This is a genomic window from Actinomycetota bacterium, from assembly GCA_019347575.1.
GTDB lineage: Bacteria > Actinomycetota > Nitriliruptoria > Nitriliruptorales > Nitriliruptoraceae > JAHWKY01.
Genome location: JAHWKY010000006.1, coordinates 170,413 through 193,326 on the forward strand (window position 1 = coordinate 170,413; position 22,914 = coordinate 193,326).

The 22,914-nt window shown below is 71.1% G+C and carries 16 protein-coding genes; 6 read left to right on the top strand and 10 right to left on the bottom strand.

What is annotated here, in order from left to right; all coding sequences use genetic code 11:
• Positions 1–36: 36 nt before the first annotated feature.
• Positions 37–1,131 (bottom strand): hypothetical protein, encoded by a 1,095-nt coding sequence (locus KY469_05880; GenBank protein ID MBW3662612.1) that lies wholly within the window; start codon positions 1,129–1,131, stop codon positions 37–39.
• Positions 1,132–1,317: 186 nt separating this feature from the next.
• Positions 1,318–2,976, bottom strand: a complete 1,659-nt coding sequence (locus KY469_05885) for a CocE/NonD family hydrolase (GenBank protein MBW3662613.1) — start codon at positions 2,974–2,976, stop codon at positions 1,318–1,320.
• Positions 2,977–3,172: 196 nt separating this feature from the next.
• Here KY469_05885 and KY469_05890 point away from each other — a divergent pair, with 196 nt between their 5' ends.
• Positions 3,173–5,449: a CHASE domain-containing protein gene (locus KY469_05890; GenBank protein ID MBW3662614.1), complete on the top strand. Its 2,277-nt coding sequence runs from the start codon at positions 3,173–3,175 to the stop codon at positions 5,447–5,449.
• A gap of 12 nt (positions 5,450–5,461) precedes the next feature.
• Here the strand turns inward: KY469_05890 and KY469_05895 are convergent, their stop codons facing one another.
• Both KY469_05895 and KY469_05900 read right to left on the bottom strand, forming a co-directional pair.
• Entirely contained in the window at positions 5,462–5,965 is a 504-nt protein-coding gene (locus KY469_05895) for a hypothetical protein (GenBank protein MBW3662615.1), read from the bottom strand.
• 13 nt (positions 5,966–5,978) lie between these two features.
• Complete coding sequence (locus KY469_05900) at positions 5,979–7,652, bottom strand: cell wall-binding repeat-containing protein (GenBank protein ID MBW3662616.1); 1,674 nt, start codon at positions 7,650–7,652, stop codon at positions 5,979–5,981.
• A 328-nt stretch (positions 7,653–7,980) separates the two neighbouring features.
• Between KY469_05900 and KY469_05905 the strand changes: the two genes are divergently transcribed.
• Both KY469_05905 and KY469_05910 read left to right on the top strand, forming a co-directional pair.
• On the top strand, positions 7,981–8,454 hold the full coding sequence (locus KY469_05905; protein ID MBW3662617.1) for a hypothetical protein: 474 nt from the start codon (positions 7,981–7,983) through the stop codon (positions 8,452–8,454).
• Between the two features lie 318 nt (positions 8,455–8,772).
• Positions 8,773–10,539 carry an SLC13 family permease gene (locus KY469_05910; protein MBW3662618.1) on the top strand — a complete coding sequence of 589 codons (1,767 nt, stop codon included), beginning with the start codon at positions 8,773–8,775 and terminating at the stop codon, positions 10,537–10,539.
• A gap of 24 nt (positions 10,540–10,563) precedes the next feature.
• On the opposite strand, the gene metF is transcribed toward KY469_05910, so the two are convergent.
• The gene (gene metF, locus KY469_05915; GenBank protein MBW3662619.1) at positions 10,564–11,436 is read right to left on the bottom strand and encodes a methylenetetrahydrofolate reductase [NAD(P)H]; all 873 of its coding nucleotides are present in this window, start codon (positions 11,434–11,436) and stop codon (positions 10,564–10,566) included.
• A gap of 78 nt (positions 11,437–11,514) precedes the next feature.
• Here metF and KY469_05920 point away from each other — a divergent pair, with 78 nt between their 5' ends.
• A complete protein-coding gene (locus tag KY469_05920; protein MBW3662620.1) occupies positions 11,515–12,624 on the top strand; it encodes an amidase in 1,110 nt (369 codons plus the stop codon).
• Between the two features lie 137 nt (positions 12,625–12,761).
• Here the strand turns inward: KY469_05920 and KY469_05925 are convergent, their stop codons facing one another.
• Both KY469_05925 and KY469_05930 read right to left on the bottom strand, forming a co-directional pair.
• Positions 12,762–14,099 carry a hypothetical protein gene (locus KY469_05925; GenBank protein ID MBW3662621.1) on the bottom strand — a complete coding sequence of 446 codons (1,338 nt, stop codon included), beginning with the start codon at positions 14,097–14,099 and terminating at the stop codon, positions 12,762–12,764.
• Positions 14,100–14,239: 140 nt separating this feature from the next.
• Positions 14,240–16,996: a GNAT family N-acetyltransferase gene (locus tag KY469_05930; protein ID MBW3662622.1), complete on the bottom strand. Its 2,757-nt coding sequence runs from the start codon at positions 16,994–16,996 to the stop codon at positions 14,240–14,242.
• A 178-nt stretch (positions 16,997–17,174) separates the two neighbouring features.
• Here KY469_05930 and KY469_05935 point away from each other — a divergent pair, with 178 nt between their 5' ends.
• Positions 17,175–17,780, top strand: coding sequence for a hypothetical protein (locus KY469_05935; GenBank protein MBW3662623.1), 606 nt, complete (start codon positions 17,175–17,177; stop codon positions 17,778–17,780).
• A 4-nt stretch (positions 17,781–17,784) separates the two neighbouring features.
• Here the strand turns inward: KY469_05935 and KY469_05940 are convergent, their stop codons facing one another.
• Complete coding sequence (locus KY469_05940; protein ID MBW3662624.1) at positions 17,785–18,465, bottom strand: flavin reductase family protein; 681 nt, start codon at positions 18,463–18,465, stop codon at positions 17,785–17,787.
• Between the two features lie 102 nt (positions 18,466–18,567).
• Here KY469_05940 and KY469_05945 point away from each other — a divergent pair, with 102 nt between their 5' ends.
• Positions 18,568–18,918 carry a response regulator gene (locus KY469_05945; protein MBW3662625.1) on the top strand — a complete coding sequence of 117 codons (351 nt, stop codon included), beginning with the start codon at positions 18,568–18,570 and terminating at the stop codon, positions 18,916–18,918.
• A 7-nt stretch (positions 18,919–18,925) separates the two neighbouring features.
• Here KY469_05945 and metH read toward each other — a convergent pair whose 3' ends face one another.
• Positions 18,926–22,510 (bottom strand): methionine synthase, encoded by a 3,585-nt coding sequence (gene metH, locus KY469_05950; protein MBW3662626.1) that lies wholly within the window; start codon positions 22,508–22,510, stop codon positions 18,926–18,928.
• Between the two features lie 10 nt (positions 22,511–22,520).
• Positions 22,521–22,914 (bottom strand): hypothetical protein (locus KY469_05955; GenBank protein ID MBW3662627.1); only part of this gene is annotated, 394 nt, incomplete at its 5' end.

Genomic DNA, 22,914 nt, shown 5'->3' on the forward strand with positions numbered 1-22,914 from the left:
CCGAGGCTGCCTCCGCGCGCTCGTAGGAGCGCGCTGCTAGGGGATCTCGGTGATGCGTGGTGCGGCGATCGTCGTCGGGGCGGGCACGTCCCGCAGGTCCTGCGACGCACGTGCGTCGTGGTCGCCCGGACGCTCCGACCGGGGTCCCGGCGACTCCCGGCGCCCCGGCAGCGGGCGGCCGGTGCCCTCCGGGCTGTGGGCTTCGGGTCGGCCACCCCGCAGGGGCGTGTCGCGCCCCGCGGAGGGGGCGCGCCCCGGTTCACGTGCGGGCGGGGCGCTGACGATGCGCCAGCTCGCCTGCGCCGTGGCGTGGATCGTCCCGTTCTCCGACAGCAACGCCGACGCCCCGCGCACGTACGCGTCGTCGGCGTCACCGGCGACGCCAACGGTCCGCAGCGTCGCGCGGGGCGGCACGTCCTCGAGGTAGGTGACGTCGTAGCTGGCGAGCACCGCCCCGCGCGCGTCGCGATCCTCGAGCTGGGCGCGGTTGGGCCACAGCGTGGGGCAGCTCAGCACGGCCGCGGTGATCGCGGGGGAGAAGACGCCGTCCTCGCTGGTGTCCTCGTCGGCGAGGAACGAGGTGATGACGCTGTCGGGTCCGTGCCAACCCGGCTTCAGTCGCAGCCCCTGGGGGTTGTCGCCACACAGCCAGCAGGTGGTGTGCAGGTCCGTGTCGCCGGAGGGGTCATGCTCGGCCGCCGGCAGCGGCACGTCGGCCAGCGCTCGCATCGAGGCGAACCGCGGTGGGAGCTCGGACCGCCCCGCCCGGACCAGGCCGGTGGCGAGGACCATGACGGGTTCGTCCTCGGTCGTGGCGTCGGTCCGGCGCCGGATCTCGACGGTGACGTCGTCGCCATCCGTCGACACTGCGGCGTACAGCTCGTCGCCGACCGGCACGAGCCGATCGACCGCGACCGACAGCGACGCGACGGACCGGGGCAGGCCCGCCCCGAGCCGGGCCGCGTCGAGGATGCCGGCCGCCAGCACCCCGGGGTGTAGGTAGCCCTGCGGCTCGGCGTAGGCGGTCGCGGGCAGGAAGCTGCGTTCGGTCGCCCCGTCCCGTTCGATCGTCTCCTGACCCCAGCGCAGGGTCATCATCGGTGGTCCGGTGGTCACCAGGTTCGTCGCCACGTGCAGCCTCCGAGTCGTCGCTGCTCGGTGTCCAGCATGGGGCGCCGATGGCGGCTGTGCGGGGTGATGTGCCCGTCGACCGGACGGGCCTCGGTAACGGGCTCCTGCGTTCCGACAGGTGGCCCGATGGTGCCAACGCGCGGGTGCGCAGCACCACCGCCGCGCACCCGGCGCTACCGGAGGTCGTCAGTCCTGCGAGATCGGGGCGGGCGGGAACGGCGCGTCGACCGTGCGGCCCTCGATGAGGTTCGACGGCAGCGCGACGCGGAAGATCTGGGTGGTCGTGCTCGGATCCGAGGGGCCACCCTCGAGGTCGGGCGTGCGCTCGTAGCCCAAGAACGGCACCGACCACGTCCCGGTCTTGACCGTGACGTCGCCGCGCGTGTGCACCGGGAAGAAGAACGACGAGTCGGAGGCCGACACGAACAGCCCCAGACGGTGCCCCTCACGCAGGATCCAGTCCTGCGGCAGCGACTCGAAAGCGACCCCACCGGAGCCGTCGATGAGCTGCGCGCCGCGCTGGATCATCCTCGCGACGCCGTCGGGCCCGACGTCGTACAGCAACGTCACCATGTTGGCGAGCGGGTACTCGGTGTCCACGTCCACCGCGACCTCGTACGGACCGCTGAACCGCAGGTCGTACGGGGCGGGCGGGGTGAAGGTCCACAGACCGTTGCTGGGGTTGCCGGCGCTGTTGCCCTGGTTGTCCACGTAGGTACCGCCGAGCAGCGGGAAGCGGTGCAGCGTCGCGTCGGCGGGTGGCCACGCGTCCTCGCTGCGCCACTTGCCCTCGTTGTCCTCCACCTCGACCGCCGGCAGGTCGGCTGCCGGGGCGTCCATGAGGTGCTCCTCGAGGAACGCCATGGCCTCGTCCATCCAGCCGTCCCGTCCAACACGCGGGGTCGGGTCCTCGGGGTCGTGCTCGGAACCGCGAGCGTGATCGGACTGGTGGAACCAGGCACGCTTGGGGCTCTCCAGCTCGCTCCACACCGGCAGGAAGTTGTTCGCCTTGGTCTGCATGTCGAAGAACCCGTGGGTCCAGAACACCGGCACGTCGGTGTCGGCCGCCGGGACCTTCAGGTCACGCTCGCGCCAGTACGGCAGATCAGGCTCGTGGACCTGCTGGTTCGCAGCGTGGTACGCGAAGCAGGCTGGATTGATGTAGGCGCCGTTGATCAGCTCTTGCTCGGAGCTGCCGAAGGGGTCGTTCGGTGGGGCGTCGTAGGTGAGGTAGCTGACGTTGATCAGGCGCCAGCCGGCCGTGAACCCGACGCCGTTGCGGTAGATGCCTTCGTACAGACCGATCAGCGGGGCCTGGATCACCGTCGCCGCGAGCCCCTCGGGGTCCTCGGCGAGCGCCATGACCTGGGTCCAGGCGTCGTAGCTCTTGCCCCACATCCCGACCTTGCCGGTGGACCAGGGCTGGCTGGCAGCCCACTCGACCGCGGCCTTGGCGTCCATGCGCTCGCCCCGGCCGCCCATGTCGTAGCAGCCTGCCGAGCCGCCGTAGCCGCGCGAGTCGACCTGGACGTAGGCGAAGCCGCGCTCGAACGGACGGCCCTCCACCATCATGTCCTCGAAGCGCAGCGTCGGCCCCTCTTGGCCGATGGTCGTGCGGAAGTAGGGCCCGACCGAGACGATGACGGGGAAGGTGTCTCCCTCTTGGGCCCAGGCGGGGAGGAACACGTCCGCATGCAGCGAGGTGCCGTCGTCGGAGGGGAAGAACTCCTCGGTCCAGGTCCACTCGTTGGTGCGCTCGACGGTCTGCTCGTTCAGCGATGGCAGCGTGAACGCGACCAGACCGGGCAGCAGGAGCAGTAGCAGCAGGGCGGCGGAGCGACGCACGGTGGTTCCCCTCGGTTCGTCCAGCTAGGAGCCTCTCGGGGCCTACTTCGAGGTCGGCCCCCCGAATCCCTTCCTCCGCCCCGTACCGCTCAGGTACGCCGGGTCCCCGCCGACAGGAACCAGGACCTGCACCGGCCAGGGAGACGTCGTCACGCCCCCGAAGCGCACAGCCAGCTTCGGCCACGGGTACCGCTCCGTGGCCCCGATCGTCGCGGCCGGGGTCCTGATCACCCTCGTCGCGACGCTGTGGTCGGTGGCGACCGTCGAGGCCCAGCAGCGCGCCCGGCTCGACTCCGCCGCCGAGAACGCAGCAGCCCGTGTCCGCGACCGGCTGCGCTCCTACACCGTGTTCCTCGGTCAGCTCCGCAACGAGTTCCTGCTCAACGACGTCCTCGGACGCCAGGAGTTCGAACGCCGGGTCCGCCTCGCCGTGGAGCAGGACATGATCCGCGGCGTCCAGTCGGTGGAGTGGTCTCCGAGCATCCGTGCGGGAGCGGTGGACAGCTACGTGACGTCGGTCCAGCAGGACACGAGCGTGCGGCGCGAGGGCTACCCCGGCTTCGACCTCCGGCCAGCGGTCGAGACCGACGTGCACTACCCGATCGACTACATCGTGCCCTACGACGCCAACACCACCGCGCACGGGTTCGACCTCGCGTCCCACGCTCGCCGCCTCGACGAGGTGCATCGGGCACGCGACACGGCAGCGATGGTCGCGACCCCGCCGGTGCGCCTGGTCCAGGAGCAGGCCGACCAGCGGGGCTTCGTGCTGATGTCGCCGGTCTACACGACCCTCAGCCTCCCCCAGTCGCTGCAACAGCGTCACGCCACGTTCGCCGGGACCGTCCGCCTCGTGTTCCGCTCCGGTGACCTGCTGGACGAGATCCTGGCTCCGCTGCGGCAGATCGAGACCCGCATCCACGATCTCGGTGCCCGCGGAGGGCCCGAAGCTGCGGCGACCGGCGGCACCCTGCTCTACGAGACGACGGCTGACGTCGACGTCGAGGACGGCGCCGCGTGGGTCGACCTCGACGTCGCTGACCGACGGTGGCGGGTGTTCGTGGTGCCGGGGGCCCGGTTCGCGTCCGGACCCCGCTCGCTGCCGTGGGGCGTGGCGCTGGTGGGCCTGCTCCTGACCGGCCTCCTGGCGCGGCTCGCCAACGAGCACGTCCGGGCACGGGACCGCGCGCTCAGCCTGGCCGCCGACATGACCGAGGACCTGCGTGAGGCGCAGGAGCGGTTGCGGGCGCTGATCGACCACGCGCCGGACGCCACGCTCGTCGTCGCCCGCGACGGCACCATAACGATGGCGAGCCGCCGCGTCCGGGACCTGTTCGGCTACGACCCCGACGATCTGATCGGCCGGTCGATCGAGGAACTGCTCCCCGAGGAGGCGCGCGGGCTGCACCGAGCGCACCGCGGGGCGTTCATCGACCGCCCTCGCCCGCGTGACATGGGCTCGGACGGTTCTTCAGCCCGCCCACCCGCCGGCGCCCAGGCGCCGGCGTCCCGGTCTTCGGCCCGCCCACCCGCCGGCGCCCAGGCGCCGCCGTCCCGGTCCCTGGTCGCGGTGCGGGCGGACGGCTCGGAGTTCCCCGTCGAGATGAGCCTGGCGCCGGTCGGGGAGGGCGAGCAGCTCGAGGTCATCGCGGCGGTTCGCGACGTCTCAGTGCGGCGGGAGGCGGAGGAGCTGCTGCGTGGGGCGCTCGAGCACGAACGCGCCGCTGCCGAACGACTGCGGGAGACCGATCGGCTGCGGGCCGCGTTCCTCGAGACCGTCTCGCACGAGCTGCGCACGCCGCTGGCGGCCATCGTGGGCTTCACCGAGATCCTCCGGAGACGGGAAGACGACCTCTCGAAGGTCCAGCTCGCCGACTTCATCCAGCGCATCGACCGCAACGCGCACCGCCTGCACGGGCTCATCGCCGAGCTGCTCGACTTCAGCCGCATCGAACGTGCAGCCCTGGAAGCCGATCTGCAGCCCGTGGACCTCTCGGAGCTCGTCGTCGGGCTGACGGCGTCGCTCGCGACGGTCCTTCAGGGACACTCGATCGAACTGCACATTGAGCCGGACGTCACCGTCGCCGCCGACCCGGGGCTGCTCGAGCGGGCGGTGACCAACCTGCTGACGAACGCCGAGCGCTACAGCCCGCCCGGCACGAAGATCCGGGTCACGGTCGAGGGGCGTGGCACCAGCGGCCTCGTGTCCGTCGCGGACGAGGGGCCCGGGATCGCGCCCGACGAGCGCAACCTCGTGTTCGAGCGCTTCTACCGCGGGGCGGCGGCACGCACCCGCAACGTCCCAGGGACCGGCATCGGCCTCGCGGTCGTGCGTGAGGTCATCCAGCTGATGGGGGGCACGGTGGAGGTCGTGCAACCGCAAGACCGACCTGGCGCCACGTTCGTCATCACGCTGACGCGCCTGACGACCACGGCCGCCGCCCTGCCCCGCGACGTCGGCCGCGGGGCGTAGCGGCGGGGCTGCCTACGCGTCCTCGGTGACGGTCGAGCGGCGCCGGGTCCACACGAGGCCGCCGATAGCGGCCGCGCCGAGGGCAGCGCCCGAGATCACCAGCCACCGTGCCGGACCGTCGTTGCTGGCCGCGGCGTCGGTCAGCGCGGCACGCTGGACCCGGTACTCGACGGTCTCGGCCCGCGGGGCGCCATCGTCCGCCGTGCCCGAGATCTCGTAGCTGACCTCGTCCTCGGCGTCAGCCGGCACGACCACCTGGGCGCGGAACGTGCCGTCCGACTCGACCGGGGCGCTGCTCACGACGGGACCGCCGGTCCCGGGGGTGATCACCACCGTCGTACCGGGGCTCCAGTTCGAGCCACAGATCTCGATCGTCGTGCCCGGGGTGATCAGGGTGACCGTCGGGTCCGCGCACTCCCGGCCGGGGCCCGGCGGGTAGGGTTGCGCCCACGCCGGGGCGAGTACGGCGAGCGCCCCCGTAACGGCGATCGCGATGAACCAGATGCGGTGTGTCATGCGCCGTTCCATCTCAGTGCCTCGCTGCTTGTTCGAGCATCTCAGGACAGACGGCCAACTCGCGGCCGAGTGCCACCACCGCCTGCGAGGGTGCCACGCGACTGATCTCGGCGCCCACCCCCGGTGGGAGATCCCCGCACGTGGGCACCAGCAGGATCGGGCCGGTCGTCAGCGTGCCGCCGACCGCGGCATCCGCGAAGACGTTGTCGTTGTCCGGAGGTGGCGCCTCCGGCACGCGTCCATCGCGGCTGATGAAGACGAACGGAGCATTGCCGGGGAACGCGAAGCGGCTGATCTCGATCGCCGTCTCGATCCGGGTGTCGCCACCGAGTCGATCGGTCGTTCGGCCTTGGGCGGCAGCCTCGAGGGTGTCCTCGCAGACCGCGACCACCTCGCCGAGTGCGATCACCTGCTCGGGATCGAGTCGGTCGATCTCGGCGAGCACGATGTCTGGTACCGGCTGGTCGCAGCGCGGCACGAGCAGGATCGGTCCCTCGGTCAGCACTCCACCGACCACCGCATCCGCGTAGGGATCGGTGCGCGCGATGTAGACGTGGTCGGCCTCACCGGGGTCGAACTGGAACTCGCTGATCTCGACCGAGGTGCCGATGCGTGTCGGTCCGCCGAGCCGGCCGGTGTCCCGCCCGGCCGCCGCGAGGAGCAGGGTCTGCTCGCATACGGCCTGCTCGCGGCCCAGCGCGATGACGGTGCCGGGATCGAGCCGATCGATCTCGGCACGGACGACGCCGGGGATCGGGCCACAGGACGGTACGAGCAGGATCGGTCCGGCGGTGAGCACGCCGCCGGTCACGGCGTCGATGAAGATGTCGGCGCGCGCGATGAAGACGATATCGACCGGTGGGGTGGGGAACTGCCCCTGGGAGATCTCGACCGCCGTCTCGATGCGGTCCTCGCCACCGAGGCGACGGGTCGGGCGATCCTCGCCGCCGCTGGTCGGCCCACGGAACTGCGAGGGGTTGTCCGGGTCCTGCGAGTCGGGATCGACGTCGTAGAAGCGGCCACCGCCGCTGCCTTCGGCCGGCCTGGTGTCGTACCACATCGCGGGGCTCACCCGGATGGTGGTCGCGTCCCCGATGCAGTCGGGGCCGATGTCGCTGATGGCGTACGTTGTCGTGCTGGCGCTGGCGGCGCCGTTGCACGACAGGGCCGGATCGTCGCCGCTGATGTCGATGACCTCGCCGATTAACTGGCTGTCGGCGTCGAGGTGCAGGGTCGCGAAGAACTCGCCCTCCTCGTCATCATCGATGTCGATGAACCACCCAGCGAACGTCGCCCCGTTCCAGTTCTCGTCGCTACCGGGGTCGGTCGGATCGGCGGGCGTCAGCGCCAGGCTGAGCGTGGGGCCGTAGTTCGCGCAGTGCTGGATGATGTCTGCCCGCGGCTCCTCCTCCGGGACCGGCGGCGTGCCGAACCGGAAGGTGTCGCCCTCGGCATCTTCGAAGCAGTCGTTGTCCGGCGCAGCCTGGGCGGCCGTGACTGGTGCCGACCACCCGGTAGCGGATACGGCGTGTCCAGCCTGTGCCTGCGCGAGCAGGTCGAGCGTGGTCCGGTCCGCGGTCTCCGTGGCCGCGGCAGCAGGTGCGAGCGCGGCGAGAGCGAGTACCAGGGTTGCGATGCTGGTGGTGCGTGCGGCGCCTCGGGTGGCGCGTGATGTGGATGGAGCCACGTCTCCCCTCCGTCAGACGTGAGCCCGACCCTAACGCCTACGTGGGCGGCGTGCACCTACTTTCGGGTTGGCCCCGTCTCGGTAGTCGCCGGTGACGACCGTCGGGCGGCGTCTTCTGGGACCCCCCCCGGGTGGTGCAACCATCTCGAGCTCCGAGGCGTCTACCTCGGTGGTGGGTGAGCGCGCCGCTTCCCCCTCCTTCCGGACGGCGACCGGCCGGGCTGAGGTCCGCTACGGCTGTCCCTCCGGTCGGGCCGCGAGGTCCCGGCGCGCCCACCTACCCCTAGCGTCAGCACCAGACGGCCGGACCCAGCACTTGGAGGCGAACGTGTCGACCGCGACTATCGATCTGCACGACGTCGAGCGCGAGCACCCCGCCGACCCCTCCGGCGAGCACGCGCCAGCGGGCGGCTCGTTCCTGGCGTTGCGAGGTGAGGACCCCGCCCCGTTGCACCCCGCCTCCGCGACCGTGACCGACTCTGCTGGTCTACCGCCCTCCGGGCTACTTGAGACCGGAACCCTGCCGCGGTTGGTCGACCGCGCGCTGGCTCCGCTCCAGCGGCGCCGCCTCTCGGCCTGGATCGCGGGGGTTCCCGAGCAGGTGTCGGCCATCCCCGCCCAGCGGCACCGGATGAAACTGGTCGCGTTCGTGGCGCTGTGGGCGCTCGCGCTGGCCGTCGTCATCCCGTTGGTCGTGCAGGGACTGTTCTCGACGTTCGAACTCGAACTCGACCTCAGCACACCGGACGAGACGGTTGAGGCACCGGCTCCCGTCGTCGACGACGTTCTCGAGCAGTCGTGACCGCTGGGGAGCGAGGTGAGGACGGCCCAGACCGGGGGGGCGGTGGCCCAGGCCGTCCTCGTCGCGCGCCGGTTCCCCACTGGATGGGTGCGCGACGCACGGGTCGATAGCTCCGTCGCAGCGCCGGCTGATGGGGGCTAGCGAGAACGACGACGTACCCGGGCGATCCCACGCCCCCAACTGGCGCCCCGCGAAGGTACCCAACCCGGCCCGCGCCTGCAGACGCCCCCGGACCTCCATCAACCCGTTGCTCTCACTCCGCTTGCGCGCCCCGCACCGAACTGCGAGCGTTCGCGCGGTCTCTCGACGAGGACACCCGTGACGGCGGATGGCTGGCTCACCCTGGTGGTGATCGGCGTCGTCCTCGTGCTGCTCGTGCGCGACCTCGTGCCTCCCGTGGCGGCCATCGTCGGCGCGGTCATCACCCTGCTGTTGCTGGGGGTCGTCGACGCACGGCAGGCGTTCGCCGGCTTCTCCAACACCGCCACGATCACGATCGCCGCGCTCTTCGTGGTCGCACGTGCGGTCCGGGCGACCGGCGGCGTCCACGCCCTCGTCGCTCGAGTGCTGGGCGGCGGCGGCAGCGACCGGCGCGTGCTCGGTCGCTTGGTCGCCCCCGTCGTCGGGGTCTCGGGCTTCCTCAACAACACCCCCATCGTCGCGACGTTGGCGCCACTGGTACGCAACTGGGCCGAGACCCGCGACCGCCCGCCGTCGCGGTACCTCATGCCGCTGTCGTTCGCCGCGATCCTCGGCGGGCTCATCACCACCATCGGCACGTCCACGACCCTGGTCGTCTCGGGTGTGATGCGCCAGTCAGGTCTGGACGGGCTGTCGCTGTTCGAGGTGACCCCGGTTGGTCTCCCCGTCGCCCTCCTGGGGGCGGTCGTGCTCGTGCTCACGGCGCGGTCGTTGCTGCCGGACCGGGAGTCACCCACGGAGCGGTTGGCGGCACGCGGGCGTGAGTACACCTTCCGCATGCGGGTCGAGCCGGACGGCCCGGTCGACGGACTCACCGTCGCCACAGCGGGGCTGCGCAACCTCGAGGGCGTGTTCCTGGCGAGCGTCGACCGCGACGAACTCGAGATCGCCCCGGTGGGGCCCGACGACGTCCTCGTCGGCGGCGACCTGCTCACGTTCGTCGGGCGCATCGACCACGTCCGCGACCTGCAGATGCACGGCGGACTCGCGTCGACCGAGGAGGAGCACGTCGACCTCGTCGGTGGCGGCGGGCACCGCTTCTACGAGGTCGTGATCGGCGCCACCTCGGGGCTCGTGGGACGGTCGCTGAAGGAGGTCGGCTTCCGCGAGCGCTACGACGGGGCGGTCATGGCCATCCACCGGGCGGGTGCGCGGGTCGAGGCCAAGCTGGGCCAGGTCCGCCTCCACGTCGGTGACGTGCTGCTGGTGCTGTCCGACCGAGGGTTCGCGGACCGGTGGCGTGACAAGAGCGACTTCCTGCTCGTCACCGCCCTGGACGATGCCCCGCAGTCGCGTCCCGCGCAGGCCCGTTACGTGACGGCGGTGGTGATCGCGATGGTGATCGTGGCGGGGACCGGGGTGGTCCCGATCCTCGAGGCGTCCCTCGGGGCGGTGCTCCTCCTCGTGCTGGGTCAGGTCCTCACCGTGGGAGAGGCCCGCGACGCCGTCGATCTCGACGTGCTGCTCATCGTCGCGGGATCGATCGGCCTGGGCGAGGCGGTCGCTGTCTCGGGACTGTCGGGAGCCGCCGCCGACATCGCTGCCGAGATCGGCGGCGCCGCCGGCGCGGTCGGGGCGCTGGCCGTGATCCTGCTCGCGACGCTGCTGCTGACCGAGATGATCAGCAACACCGCGGCCGCGGCGCTCATGGTGCCGATCGCGATCGAGGTCGCGGTGGGGGTGGGGGCGGAACCGCGCGGGTTCGCCATCGGCGTGGCCATGATCGCCTCGGCATCCTTCCTCACGCCGGTCGGCTACCAGACCAACACCATGGTCTACGGGATGGGCGGCTACCGCTACACCGACTACTTCCGCCTGGGGCTGCCGTTGACGGCCGTCGTGTACGGACTCACGCTCGCCCTCGTGCCTGTCCTCTGGAGCTGAGAGATCCCGGTCCGGGCGCTGCGGTCAGTCACCGGTAGGGCGGTCGCTGAGGCCCAGGTTGGCGTGGATCTCGCGCGTCGCGGTCGAGCGGTTCAGCGTGTAGAAGTGCAGTCCCGGCGCCCCGTGCTCCAGCAGCTCGATGCACATCTGGGTGGCCACATCGACGCCGATGCGCCGCACCTCCTCGGGATGGTCCTCCACCGCGTGCAGCCGCTCGGCGAGGTCGCGTGGGAACGCGGCCCCGCTCAGCTGCGCGAACCGCTCGATCTGCCCCACGTTCGTGACCGGCATCACGCCAGGGATGACGGGGGTGTCGATGCCGAGGTCGGCGAGGTCGTCGACCATGCGGAGGTAGTCGTCCGCCCGGAAGAAGAACTGGGTGATGCCGAAGTCAGCCTCCATGAGCTTGGCCGCGAGGTGCTTGCGATCGGTCTCGAGGTCGTCGGACAGCGGGTGGCCCTCGGGGTGTGCCGCGACACCGATGGTGAAGTCGTCGCCCCCCACCTCGCGTGCGAGACGGACCAGCTCGATCGCGTGACCGAGGTCGCCGACGGGCGCATCGGGATCGTCACGGGGCGGATCTCCGCGCAACGCGAGGATGTTGCTGACGCCGGCCTCGTGGTAGCGCTGGAGGATGGCGCGGAGCTCCGCGCGGGTGTGTGCGTACGACGTGAGGTGCGCCATGGGGGGCATCGACGTCTTGTGGAGGATGTCGACCACGAGCCGGTGGGTGCGGTCGCGCGTCGACCCTGCCGCCCCGTAGGTGACCGAGACGAAGGAGGGAGTCAGCGGCTCGAGCTCGTTCAGCGTCTGGCGGAGGTTGGCGTCACCCTCGTCGGTCTTCGGGGGGAAGAACTCGAACGAGTAGGTCCGCCCTCGTCGGAGCAGCTCGGCGATGTGGGTCACGGTGTTCCCGGGGGAGGCGTCGGTGGGTGCGTTCCGGCCGCTCAGGCTACTGCCTAGGCTCGTGGCCTCATGACCTCGTTCACGCAACGCTTCGACGATCCCGGCGGCGACGGGCCGCGCCTGGCGGTCAAGTGCTCCATCGACGTGGCCGGGGCCGTCACCTCGGCGGGCAGCCCGATCCTGGCCGACGCCCCGCCCGCCGACCGCGACGCGCCGGTCGTCGCGTTCGCTCGCGCGGCCGGGGCGCGCATCGTCGGGCACACGGTGATGCCGGAGTTCGGACTGACCGCGACCGGCACCAACCCCCTCATGGGTACGCCCGCCAACCCCTTGGATGAGGGACGGCTGCCGGGCGGGTCGTCGACCGGCTCCACCGTGGCGGTCGCCACGGGCGAGGCCGACACCGCCTACGGCACCGACGCCGGCGGTTCGCTGCGGATCCCGCCCGCGTGCTGCGGGGCGGTCGGCATGAAGACCACGCAGGGGCGCGTCCCGACCGGCGGCGTCCGCCTGCTGACCCCCACGATCGACGTGGTCGGTCCCATCGGCGCCGACCTCGCCGGCTGTCTGCTCGGCATGATCCTGCTCGAGCCCGGGTTCGCACCGGCTCCGCAGCGTCGTTGGCGCATCGCGCGCGTCCGTCCCGCCGACGTCGAGCCGGCCATCGACGCCGCGATCGATGCGCTCCTCGAAGCGGCTGACGATGTCGAGGTCGTCGAAGCGGAGCTGCCCGGCATCCACGAGGCCTACCGCGCCGGGGCGTTCGTCCTGCTCGCCGAGGCGTGGATCACGACCGGGGCGCTGCTCGCGCAGCGCGTGCGGATGAGCGAGGACATCGCCAACAAGCTCGAGTGGAGCCAGCACGTGTCGGGCGAGCAGATCGCTGACGCGGGGCGTGTCCGGGTGGAGTTCCGCGGGGTGCTCGAAGCGGCGCTCGCCGACGTCGACGCGATCGCGCTACCGACGCTGCCGATCGACGTCCCTCCGGCCGACGCGGGCCTCGAGGCCGACGTCGACCTCAGCCGCCTGACCTTGCCGTTCAACCTCTCCGGCCACCCCGCCCTCGCGATCCCGGCGCCGCGCACGGACGGCGAACTCCCCGCCAGCCTCCAACTAGTAGGCCCGTGGTGGTCCGAGGAAACGCTCTTCGCGATCGCCGGGGCGCTCTCTCTGCCGTAGCGAACCCGGCGCAGTCGGCAGCGTGACCGCCCCGAGCACCACGGGGTGTCGGGGTCGGTCGTGCGGGGCGGGTGTATCTCGGTGTGTGTGGGCCGAAGCCGGGGCGTGGTCGTGGGATGCGGCCTGGTGTGGGGGGTTCAGAACGGCAGGGGGTTGCCGTCGTCGTCGTGATAGGTCACGTCGGGTCCGTCTCGGGGCCGGGACAAGGGTGTGCCGCGTGGGAGCGATCGGAAGGTGCGGCCGCGTCTGCGGGCGATGACCTCGCCGGTCTTCGCCTCGACCTTCAGTTGCCAGCGGTAGCGGTGCCGAAGGGTGTGGGCGCGGCGTGACAGCAGCAGCAAGTGGTCGGGGCGGTGGTCACCACCCTCGCTGATCGGCGGGTCGTGATGGGTGTCGGTCTGTTTGGCGGGCACGGTCGAGCCGGGGAAGCGGTCGCCGCAGTCGCGAGTCAGGATCGCGTAGCGGGTCTTGGTGGGGATGTTCTCGGCGTGGATGACGTCGGAGACGGCGAGGGGGTTGCCGCCGTCGAAGATCACGATGCGCAGGTCCGCGTCGGTGCCGAGCGCCTCGAGGGTCCGTGCGGTGATGGTGGGTAGGTTGTCCCCGCGTGTGGTGAGCAGGACCCTTCCGGCCGTGTTGGTGACCACGTCGGCGATGTCGACCCGGACCAGGATCAGGGGCTTGGCGGGCTTGCCGTTGCCGCCGCCGAGCCATGCGGCCGCCATCTTCTGCAGCCCGTCGGCGCGCTGCTTGCTGCGGGGCACGTCGGGGCAGGGAGCTCCGGCAGCGTCATCGAAGGCGTTGAGCAGGGTCGCGAAGCGGGCCGGGTCGGGCTCGTGGACGAAGAAGTCGCCGCCGCCCCCCAGCCGGGGCAGGGTGATCAGCTTCGCGTCGTCGACGGCGCGATCCTCGCGCTGCTCGAGCTTGCGGATGTCGTCGAGCTCGGCCAGGGCGATCTCGACCTCCGTCAGCAGCTCATCAGGGGCGTAGCCGTCGAGCCCGTCGTGGTCGTCGGCGGTGGCCTTGAGGCGCGCGTCGAGCCAGGTGCGCTGGTCCTTGGAGCGTCGCGCGACGCTGCGGCAGATGGCCCGGACCTGCCCCCAGAAGATCTCACCGCGCTCCCACGCCCCGCGCAGCCACGGCAGGTCACCGATCACGTCGGCGGTGGTCAGCAGCGCGGTGCGGTCGGGGTAGGGCATCCGGGCCAGGTTCGCCAGCGCCAGATCGGGGGTCAGCCCTTCGACCTTCTCGGCCGCCCCGAGCCGCAGGGCGGTCTCTAGCTTGGCCACCGCGGCACGCATCACCTGCTCGACCTGGCCCAGCACGTCCTCGACCGCCGCCATCGCCACCGTCTCGGGCGCCGGGTCGGGTTCGGGCACGGCCGCCCCGGCGCCGCCAGGCACCGCACCGTTGCCGGACCCCGCGGAGCCGGCGCGCTCAGCGGGGTCGATCGGGCCGGGGTCGTGTGGCTTCATGCGGTGCATCCAACCACGGGGGTGTGACATCGCTCGTACGTACTAGCCCAACCTGACCGCAGAACGTGCGTACGACGCGTACGCCCCGATCTTGACGGCACTACGCCCCCTCGAGCGGACGAAGCGACATCACGATCCAGTCAACCCCCGTCGGCAACACGGCAGCGGACGTCGACGGCGACGACGCCGTCGGGGCGCGCGAAGACGGGGTTGAGGTCGAGCTCGGCGATCTCGGGCAGGTCCTCGACCATCGCGTTGATGCGGTAGAGCAGGTCGGAGAGCGCCCCAAGGTCCACTGGCTCGCTGCCGCGGTAGCCGGTGAGCAGCGGCCGCATCCGCAGTCCCTCGAGCATCTCGGCCACGTCGGCGTCGGTGAGGGGTGTGACGCGCACGCTGACGTCGCCGATCAACTCGACGAGGGTGCCGCCCATCCCGACCATCACGAGCGGTCCGAACGACTCGTCGTGGCTGACCCCGACGACCATCTCGACACCCGCCCCGACCATCTCCTGCACCAGGAAGCGGTCGGCGTGCTCGCCGACGCCGGCGGCCGTGAGGTCGTCGCGCATCTTCGTGACGGCGGCGGCGGCGTCCTCGGGGGTCGCGATGCCGAGCGCGAGGCCGCCCACGTCGCTCTTGTGGATCGGCGCGGCGACCTTCACTGCGACCGGCGCCCCGAGCTCGCGTTGGGCCGCCGCGGCCTCCTCCGGGCCGGTCACGATCCGCGAAGGTGCGAGCGGCACGCCGTAGGCGCGGAGGAGAGCCTCGGCGTCGTCGGCATCCAGCCAGGTCGAGCGTCGTGCCGCGGCTGGAACCGCCTGCGTCGCCTGGCGGGCATGGGGCTGTCCCACGAGACGCTTGCCGGAGGGGTCGGAGTAGGGCGCATCACCGAGGGCTTTCTCGACGATGCCACGGGCAGCATCGGCGTCGATGCCGTCGGGGCGCACGACCTCACCCACCGGTCGCTCCCGCCACCGCGCCCAACGGGCGACCCGACCGAGGGCACGGGCGGCGTCCTCGGGGAAGGCGAAGGACGGGATCCGAGCCGCCGCGAGCTCGGCCGGCACCCCTCGGACTGACATGAACACCGAGATCACGGGCTTGTGGTCGGGGATGTCGGCGCGCGCGTCCACGATCGCCTGGGCGACCTGCTCGGGGCTCGACGCCCCGGCGGGGATGAAGATCACGAAGACGGCGTCGACCTCCTCGGCGTTGCCCATCGTGCGCAGCGCACGCCCGTACTGGCCGGCGGTCGCGCTCGCGATGAGGTCGACCGGGTTGCCGATCCCGGCCTCGGGAGGGAGGAACTCGGACAGCGCGGCGCGGGTGTCGTCGGAGAACGCCGGCACGTGCAGGCCGTTGGACTCACACGCGTCGGCGGCGAGGATCCCCGGGCCACCCGCGTTGGTGAGGATCGCGACCCGTGGTCCGGACGGCGGCGGTTGGCTCGACAGCAGCGCCGCCACGTCGAACAGCTCCTGGAGCGTGTCCGTGCGGATCACGCCGGTCTGGTTGAACAGCGCCTCGACCGCGACGTCGCCCCCAGCCAGCGACGCGGTGTGGCTCGCTGCCGCCCGCGCCCCGGCGCGCGTGCGCCCCGACTTGACCGCGACGATCGGCTTGTTGCGGGAGATGCGTCGGGCGATGCGGCTGAAGCGGCGCGGGTTCCCGAACGACTCGAGGTAGAGCAGGATCACGTCGGTGTCGGGGTCGTCCTCCCAGTACAGCAGGAGGTCGTTGCCCGAGATGTCAGCCTTGTTGCCCACCGACACGAACGTGGACATGCCCAGCCCGAGGTCGTCGGCGTGGGTGAGCACGGCGAGGCCGAGCGCCCCGGATTGCGACGAGAAGGCGAGGCCGCCGGGGCGCGGGAACACCTCCGAGAACGTGGCGTTCATCCGCACCGCGGAGGACGTGTTCATCAGCCCCATGCAGTTGGGTCCGACGATGCGCAGACCGTGCCCGTGCGCGGTCTCCATCAGCTCGCGCTGCAGCGCCCGGCCCTCGTCGCCAGCCTCGGCGAAGCCGGCCGAGATGATGCAGACCGCGCGCACGCCCAGCTCGCCGGCCTCGTCGACCACCCCGTTGACCGCCGGGGCGGGGACGCACACCACGACCAGGTCGGGCACCTCCGGCAGGTCGTGCAGCGACGGGTAGGCGGCGACCGACTGCACCACGGGGGACGACACGTTGACCGGGTAGACGGCACCGTGGAACGAGCCCTGCATGAGGTGGCGGAAGACCATGCCGCCGATCGAACCGGGGTCGCGGCTGGCGCCGGCGACCGCGATCGACCGCGGCTGGAAGAAGCGGGTCAGCGCCGCTCGCGCCGCACGCTTCTCCTCGGCGGCGACGACCTCGAGGAACTCGGGTGTGGGCTGTAGTCCGACCGCGGTGCGGAGCACTCCAGCGACGTGCTCCGGACGGTGCTCGTACTCGAGCCCGACGTCGCGGATCAGCCCCAGCATCCGGCTGTTGGTCGCGAGCACGTCCCCCGTGAGGCGCTCGATGCCCTCCCCGTGGGCGAGCTCGGCCAGCGATCTGACGAGAGCGGTGCCGATCCCCCTCGCCTGGTAGGCGTCCTCGACGAGCGCGGCGAACTCCGCCGTCTGCGGATCGTCCCCACATGCCCACCTGGCGACGCCGACGACCTGCTCGGTCTGGCCCCGCCCCACCGTCGCAGCCAGCGCGAACTCCCGCGCCTCGTCCAGGTCGGTGAAGCGACCGACGTTCTGGGACGTCAACGTGAACGGACCGAGGAAGCGGTCGCGGCGGGAGCGCTCGGAGGTGCGGTCCCACATCGCCAGCAGTCGCTCGCGGTCGTCGGGGCGCAGCGGGCGCAGGTGGATCGTCGTGCCGTCAGGCAGCACGTGATCGCGCTCCACCGAGCTCCTCATCGGGACTCCCTGTCGGGTCGGGGTTCGTGCGACGAACATCCTGCTCCACGTCACGCTTCGACGCGAACCGCCATCACCCCCCATCTTCCGTACCCCTTGTCCGCGCCGGGCGTGGATGCAACGATGCAGTCCACCGGCGCGGCCACGTCGGCCGGGCTCGGACGATCGAGGAGGAGCCGTGCGCCCCGACCCGGAGGCGGACTTCGACATCGATGTCGAGACTGCGGAGGCGACGCTCGAGCGCGTCGAGCGGGGCGACATCTCGACCAACGAAGTCGAACCCGACCTGCTCGTTCGTCGTGCCGTCGGTGAAGAGGACGGCATGCACCTCGAGGAGGATCAGCCGCTCGCCGAGGACGAGATCACCGAGCACGAGCCGAGCCTGGACGATGCGGTCCTGGCTTTCATCGACTGCTTCAACGCCCGGGACCTCGATGGTCTGTGCGAGCTGTTGCGCCGCGATGCTGAGGTGCCAGGGCTCGGCAACGACGTACCCAACTTCCAGTCAGCGGTCGACGCGCTGTGGTCGCGCAGTCCCACGTGCATGCTCACCCCCGGTCGGCTCGAAGAACGCGAGGTCGCGGTCATGTGGGAGAGCGCGGACGGGCGCTGGTGGAAGGTGGCGACGCTGCTGTTCTCCGGCGAGAACGATGGCCGTCTGGGCCTGGTCGAACTGGTCGAGGACCCCGAGGCGTTCGACGGGGTCGTCACCGACGAGCCCGAGCGCGAGTTCGACGAGGGCAGCCGCTGGGAGGAGTGGGAGGAAGGCGCGGCGGACCCCTGATCCGCTACTGCCGGCGTGGCATCACGACGGCGGGGTCGCGGCCCTGCACGTCCGCCCACGTCGGGCGGGGGAGCTTGAACACCTCACCGAGCGTCGCGTAGCCCGTGCCCGCGAGTCGGCAGACGGGGTCGAGCAGCTCCGGCTGGACCCGACCATCGCGCCAGACACGCGGCTCGATGTGGACGTGGACGACACGGCCGATGATGATGCGGCCGTTCCCGGCCTCGACCACATCGACGAGCTGACACTCGAGGTGGGCGCGGGACTCACCGACCCGTGGCGGTGCGACGCGTGCCGAGGGCATGCGTGTCAGGCGCGCCCAGTCGAACTCGGACTCCTCAGGCGGGAAGTTGGTCGCCGTGAGGTTCATCGCCTCGACCACGTCCTGCGAGACGAGGTTCACCACGAACTCACGGGTCGCGGTGATGTTGCGGAAGGTGTCCTTGACCCGAGGGCCCGACGAACTGAAGACGATGTGCGGAGGGTCGTGCGCCATGAGGTTGAAGTAGGAGTGGGGGGCGACGTTGTCGATGCCGTCGGGTGACGTCGTCGACACCCACGCGATCGGCCTGGGGATCACCAAGCCGGTCATCAGGAAGTAGACCTCGCGGGGCGCCCAGTCCTCGGGGTCGAGTTCGAGTGGTTCGTCCAGCTCGTCCGGCGGACCAGGGTGAGAAGACGCCACGTACGCCTCGGAAGGTCGGGTGGCGGGATGGTAGGCGCCGGTAGGCTCTCGTCCGGGGCCGGCCCTTCGAAGTCGCGACGCCTCCCCTGCACCGAGAGGACGATGTCGACGATCCTGCTCGTCGAGGACGAGCCCGACATCCGGCACGTGGTCAAGCTCACGCTGTCGAGTGCGGGCTACGACGTCATCGACGTGCTGGCTGGCGAGGACGCGCTCGGGTACGTGGGGTCGGTCGACCTGGTCCTGCTCGACCTGCGGCTACCGGGCATCGACGGGTTCGGGTTCCTCGACGCGATCGGCGACCCTCCTCCGGTTCCGGTGGTGGCGATGTCCGCTCACGCCCACCGCGAGATCACCGAGCGGGCGCTCGAGCGCGGCTGCGCCGGCTACCTCACCAAGCCGTTCACCGGCACCGAACTGCTCGAGGAGGTGCGGCGCCACCTCGACGATTGATCGACGATCAGCGTGCGTTGAAGTACTTGGCCTCAGGATGGTGCACCACGATGGCCGATGTGGACTGTTCCGGATCGAGCATGAACTCGTCGGTCAGCCGCACGCCGACCGCCCCGAAGTCGAGCAACTGCGCGAGCCGGCGCTGGTCCTCGAGGTCGGGGCAGGCGGCGTAGCCGAACGAGTAGCGCGAGCCGCGGTAGTCCTGGCGGAACCACGACTCCTTGTCCGGGCCATCGTCGCCAGCGATACCGAGCTCCTCGCGGACACGGCGGTGCCACAGCTCCGCGAGGGCCTCCGCCATCTCGACCCCGAAGCCGTGCGCGTAGAGGTAGTCCTTGTAGCGGTCGTCCGCGAACAGCCCCGCGGCGACCTCGCCGATGCGCGGACCGACCGTGACGAGGTGCACGCCGAGAACGTCGACACCGCCGGTCTCGATGTCGCGGAAGAAGTCGGCGATGCACAGGTGGCGGCCACGGGTCTGGCGGGGGAAGGTGAACCTGGTGAGCTCGCGAGCGGGAGGTGGCTTGCCGACCGTGCCGTCCCATCCTTCCGGGTCCCACACGATCAGATCGTCGCCGTCGCTGTTGGCGGGGTAGTAGCCGTACACCACCTCGGGGGTGATGAGCCGTTCGGCCTTGGCACGTGCGACCCACTCGCGCAGCACCGGGCGCGCCTCCTCGTCGAGGAACGCCCGGTACTCCGGGGGGGTCCGGTCACCCGGCGTGAAGCCCCACTGGTTGCGGAACAGCGCGATCTCGTTCAGCAGCGGCCACACGTCGTCGATCGGGATGCCGCGGACGACCCGCTGGCCCCAGAACGGCGGGGCGGGCACGGCGACATCGGTGGCCACCGCCGATTTGGGGCGCCCCTGTCGGTCGACGTGCGGGGGCGCCGTGGGTTGGCGTGTGGTCCGGGAGGTCGGACGCTCACGACGCCCGACGAGCTCCTCCGGCAGCTCCACACCCGCGCGCCGTGCCTCCATGACCTCGTTCAGCACGCGCAGGCCCTCGAACGCGTCGCGGCAGTAGAAGAGCGGTCCGTCGTACTGGCTGCGCAGGTCGTCCTCGACGTACGAGCGTGTCAGCGCCGCCCCGCCCAGCAGGACCGGGTAGTGGTCGAGCTGTCGCTTGGTCATCTCCTCGAGGTTGTCGCGCATCACGACCGTCGACTTCACCAGCAAGCCGGACATGCCGATGGCGTCGGCGTGCTCGGCCTCGGCCGTGGCGAGGATCGCGTCGATCGGCTGCTTGATGCCGATGTTCAGCGTCTCGTAGCCGTTGTTGCGCAGGATGATGTCGACCAGGTTCTTGCCGATGTCGTGCACGTCGCCCTTGACGGTCGCCAGCACCACACGGCCCTTGCCGGATGCTTCACCCTTCTCCATGCGCGGCTCGAGGTACGCGACGGCGGTCTTCATCGCCTCGGCCGACTGCAGCACGAACGGCAGCTGCATCTGGCCCGACCCGAACAGCTCGCCGACGACCTTCATGCCGTCGAGGAGGAACTCGTTGACGATGGCGAGCGGGGCGTGTCCGGCCGCCAGCGCCCCGTCGAGGTCGTCCTCGATGCCGTCGCGGTCGCCGTCGATGATGCGGCGCTTCAGACGCTCGTTGATGGGGAGGGAGGCCAGTTCCTCGCGCGTCGCTCTGGTCTCGGTCGCGCCCTCGAACAGCTCCATCAGCCGGTGCAGCGGGTCGTAGTCGTCGCCGGTGCTGGCCTCACCCTCCGCGCCTCGCCGGTCGTGGATCAGGTCGCGCGCGACGGCGGCGTGCTCGTCGGGGATGCGGTGTAGCGGCAAGATCTTGCCGGGGTGGACGATGGCAGCGTCGAGGCCGTGCTGGATCGCCTCGTGGAGGAACACCGAGTTGAGGACCTGCCGTGCGGCCGGACTCAGACCGAACGAGGCGTTGCTGACCCCCAGGACCGTGTAGCAGCCGGGGATGGCCTCCTTGACCCGCCGGATGGCCTCGAGCGTCTCGATCCCGTCGCGCCGGAGCTCCTCCTGCCCCGAGCCGAGCGGGAACGTGAGCGCGTCGAAGATCAGATCCGACGGTTCGAGGCCGTGCTCGGCGATCGCGATGTCGGCGACCTGCTGACAGACCGCGACCTTCCAGTCCGCCGTGCGCGCCTGGCCGTCCTCGTCGATGGCGAGGACGATGACCGCCGCCCCGTAGCGCTTGGCCAGCGGCAGCAGGACGTCGGCCTTGACGCGGCCGTCCTCGAGGTTGACCGAGTTGATGACGGCCCGGGCACCGAGCCGCCGGAGCGCCGCCTCGATGACGGGAGGCTCGGTCGAGTCGATCACCAGCGGCAGCGTCGACTGGGTCGCGAAGCGGTCGACCACCTCGACCATGTCGGGCACGCCATCGCGTCCCACGTAGTCGACGCACACATCGAGCACGTGCGCGCCCTCGCGCGTCTGCGACTTCGCGAGGGCGACCATCTGGTCCCAATCCTCCGCGAGCAGCATCTCGCGGTAGGCCCTCGATCCGTTGGCGTTGCAGCGCTCGCCGATGACGAGGAACGAGGTGTCCTGGGCCAGGGTCTCGGCCGAGTACAGCGAGGCCAGCGACGGCTGGAACTCGACCGCGCGCTGGGCAGGTTGCAGGTGCGCCACCGCGTCAACGACCTTGCGGAGGTGCTCCGGGGTGGTGCCGCAGCAGCCGCCCACGATCGACACACCCATCTCGGTGACGAACTCGACGTGCGCGTCGGCGAGCGCCTCGGGGGACAGCGGGTAGCAGGCGGCACCGTCGACCATCGAGGGGATGCCGGCGTTGGGTACGACGCTGATGGGCTTGCGGCTGTGGCGGCTGAGGGTGCGGACGTGCTCGCGCATGTCCTCGGGGCCGGTCGCGCAGTTCATCCCGATGACGTCGATCGCGAGCGGGTCGAGCGCGGCGATGGCCGCCAGTGGTTCGGTCCCCAGGAGCATCGTGTTGATGTCCTTCTCGACCGTGAACTGCACCATCAGCGGCACCCGCGCCCCGCGTTCGACGAAGACGTCGTTCGCAGCCGCCACCGCCGCCTTGATCTGGAGCAGGTCGAAGCTGGTCTCGACCAGCAGCACGTCCGCCCCGCCCTCGAGCAGGCCACGGATCTGGCGGCGGTAGCCCTCCTCCATGGTGTCGACGTCGATGAAGTCCTTGGTCGTCGCCGGGTCCTTGCCCAGGCTGAGCGTCGGGCTGCGCGTGCCCGGTCCGATGCTGCCGACCACCCACTTCGGACGGTCGGGCGTGGCGTGCTCGTCACAGGCCCGTCGTGCGATCTCGGCCGCGAGTCGGTTCAGCTCCTCGGTGTCGTCCTCGAGGTCGTACTCGGCCAGCACCCACGGTGCGCCGCCGAACGTGTTGGTCTCGACCGCATCGACACCGACCTCGAGGTAGCTGCGGTGGAGCTCCTCGATGACGTCGGGGCGGGTGCGGTTGAGCATCTCCGGACAGCCCTCGTAGGCCTCACCGCCGTAGTCGGCGTCGGTGAGCTCGCGGGCCTGGATCCCCGTCCCCATCGCGCCGTCGACGATCACGACGCGGGTGTGGATCGCGTCGAGGAAGGGGTGGCCCCGGTCGGGGGGCGGGAGAACGGATGTCACGCCGCGAAGGTTACGGCGTCGTGCGGCGCGCGTCGCCCGCGAGGGTCCAGGACTCGCCCCGCAGGCGCCACACCAGCGAGGCGAAGCGCACCAGCAGCATCGCCTCCATCGCGATCCACAGGCCGAACAGCCCCCACCCGAACGCGACCGCGACCTGGGCGAGGGCGGCCGCCACGACCGCCCGGCGGGGGGTGTCGAGCGGGACCGTCCTGAAGAACAGGAGGTACGCCGCCGCGAGGAGAATCCCCGCCCAGATGGAGGCCATGAAGAGCCGCGGGCCGGAGCGCCGGGCGAAGTACGCCAGGCAATCGCCGCGAAGCGGATAACAACGGAAGCTCTGCTCGGTCGGCCCCCCCTCCCCCCAGCCATCCACCCGGGGAATGCGGTGGGTGCCGCTCAGGTAC

What these genes read in the sequence shown, in the direction of transcription:
- KY469_05930 (MBW3662622.1), bottom strand. Translation starts at nt 16,996, where the DNA reads ATGAGGAGCTCGGTGGAGCGCGATCACGTGCTGCCTGACGGCACGACG.
- KY469_05895 (MBW3662615.1), bottom strand. Translation starts at nt 5,965, where the DNA reads ATGACACACCGCATCTGGTTCATCGCGATCGCCGTTACGGGGGCGCTC.
- KY469_05925 (MBW3662621.1), bottom strand. Translation starts at nt 14,099, where the DNA reads ATGAAGCCACACGACCCCGGCCCGATCGACCCCGCTGAGCGCGCCGGC.
- KY469_05920 (MBW3662620.1), top strand. Translation starts at nt 11,515, where the DNA reads ATGACCTCGTTCACGCAACGCTTCGACGATCCCGGCGGCGACGGGCCG.
- KY469_05945 (MBW3662625.1), top strand. Translation starts at nt 18,568, where the DNA reads ATGTCGACGATCCTGCTCGTCGAGGACGAGCCCGACATCCGGCACGTG.